The sequence below is a fragment of the Daejeonella sp. genome (assembly GCF_037719425.1).
In the GTDB taxonomy this organism is placed as follows: Bacteria; Bacteroidota; Bacteroidia; order Sphingobacteriales; family Sphingobacteriaceae; genus Daejeonella.
Window position 1 is genome coordinate 21717 of record NZ_JBBJNI010000053.1, and the last position, 2577, is coordinate 24293.

At 47.4% G+C, this 2577-nt stretch carries 1 protein-coding gene; it reads right to left on the reverse strand.

Annotation, left to right across the window (positions count from 1 at the left end):
* A partial coding sequence (locus WKF69_RS08990) for a SusC/RagA family TonB-linked outer membrane protein (protein WP_340381265.1) occupies positions 1–2553 on the reverse strand: 2553 nt, incomplete at its 3' end.
* Positions 2554–2577 lie beyond the last annotated feature (24 nt).

The window sequence follows — 2577 nt, forward strand, 5'->3', positions numbered from 1 at the left end:
ATATTTCAGCTCCCCTGGAGCTGCCCCCGCTGCGGGTACCGCACTATTTTGTACATCTGCGGCATCCGCATAAAACCCTATCCAGGTAAAACCAATAATTTGCCCTATAGGCTTGCCTGTGAGAGCAAGCCTTGGATAAGCGGGGCTTGGCTCGTCTGTGTTGATCACCTTATTTCTTGCAAACGAAAAATTACCGGTTACATAATAATTCAGTTTTTTTATATTGCTCCGGTAGCTAAGCTGGCCATCCCAGCCTTTGTTACGTACCGATCCCAGGTTTTCGCGGGGAAGGCCAATGCCGAGCACGTTTGATATCGATCTTCTCACGATCAGCTGGTCATAGCGAAAATTATGGAAATAATCCACAGTTAAAGTAAGCTTTCCCTTGAACATATTGATATCTGTACCAATATCCAGCTTTCTTTCCTTCTCCCATGTAACATTGGTATTGCCCAGCGCACCCTCACGCAGGCCAGTGTAACTGTTGTGTGTCTCTCCGAACGAATACAGAGACGACCTGTTCCATATCTGCTCATATAAATACTGGCCGCCCGACACAACATCAGAACCCACCAGGCCATAAGAGCCCCTGATCTTGAAAAGATCTATAAAGGGTATGCTTTTCTTAAAAAATGCTTCCTCCCCAACGTTCCAGCCGGCAGAAACTGCTGGAAACCATCCAAACCGTTTTTCGCCTACAAAACGGTCTGACCCATTCCTTGATGCAACCACCTCGAGCAGATACTTGCTTTTGAAATCATACCCTGCCCTGGCTGTCATACCTTTGAAATTGGTAGCAATATTTGCGGGTACTGAAGCCCTGTCTGTACGGCTGGTTGTATTGTACAGGGCCAGCCCGGAAAAATGATGTTTACTGCCAAAGGTACGGTCATAGTTCAGCATCGCCTGGATATTCGTTGTTCGGGTGGTTGGATTGGTGATGGCATATTGCACATTCATTCTTTCCAGCCTGAAATTCTGATAAGCCGGGTTCTGTTTATATGTACTGGTTTCGGGGTTATAATAATAGGAGGGAATATCGGCGCCGTTGCGTGTCAGGTTCCTACTATTAGATAAAACACTTGCAAATGCCACCGTGCCCTTGGCGGATAGCCCCTTGGTGAGCATACTCAGCTTCTGTGTACCTCCCACAACGATATTCAGGTCGTTGGTAAAACCACGGATATATCCCATTTGGCCCAGTCTGCCAATAATGCTGCTTTTCCCGTAACGGCTGCGGCCCTTGTCCCCTTCCTGGGTATATGATGGGCTGTAAGGATAGGATCCATCCGGATTGATAAGAGGATAGGCGTATGGCGGGAGTATCTGAAAGCTGTATAATTCCTCAAAGATGTTCCCGTCGTCGAGTGGATTTGGAATGTATGGGCCGTTGGTTTCACCGAATCTGCCGGTTACATCGAGCCTGATATCCAGTGTTTTGGATGCCTTAACATCGAGGTTAGAGCGGAAGTTGAAGCGCTGATAGTAGTAGTTATTGTTGAACTCGCTCCGACTGGTGGTAAAATCTTTCACCAATCCATTCTGCCAGAAATGGCCCATAGAAACAAAATATTTTACGGTTTCTGTCCCACCACGAATATCCAGATTATTACGGGTCTGCAAACTTGAATTTTTCAGCAGCACATCCACCCAGTTTACGTTGGCATGTGCGTAAGGGTCCTGCCCGTTTTTGAAAAGCTCCAGGTCCTGTGCAGTAAACTGCTCGGCAAGGCCATCATTGCGCAGCGCTTCATTCCGTAAAAGTGCTGTTTGGTATGCATCCAGAAACTCAGGGCGGTTGATGAGTTCTTGCACACCGCCTTCTGAGGTAAACGATACTTTAGGTGTGCCCGCCTGCCCTCTTTTGGTTGTAATAACCAGTACGCCATTGGCGCCTTTTATTCCATATACTGCCGTAGTAGATGCGTCTTTTAATATGGATATATTTTCAATTTCATTAACATCTATCTGTGCCACCTGGGCGTAGGTATATTCAATGTCATCTACGATGATCAGGGGCTGGTTGCCCGAACTGTTCAGCGAACTTACGCCGCGTATGAAAAAATCTGCGGCATCCTGCCCTGGCCTTCCAGACCGCTGCTGGGAAAAGAAACCCGGTAATCTTCCCGCAAGCGTATTCTGAACGCTTGCGGTAGGTATCCCACGTATGCTCTGGCCTGAAATAGAGCTTACAGCACCTGTATTAGTAATTTTTTTCTGAGTACCGAAACCCACAACTACTACCTCCTCAAGTCCTTTTGTATCAGGCGACAGAGTGATGGCTACGGTAGTTTTTCCAGCAATATTTACTTCCTCGCTCAGGTACCCCACGAACTGCACAACCAGCGTATTGCTGTTGCCCCGCAGCGTTAACTGGAACGCTCCGTTTCCGTCTGTCGTGACCCCATTAGAGAGCAAACCCTTCTCATACACCGAGGCGGCCGGAAGCGGTCCGACAGCATCCCTGACAGTTCCCCTGATAACAGAAGTCTGTGCCTGCAGACTTAATATGCCGTAACAAAACAATAGCGCCGTAAGTAACTTTTTTTTCATCGTATTCGTTTTAGCACGTAAATT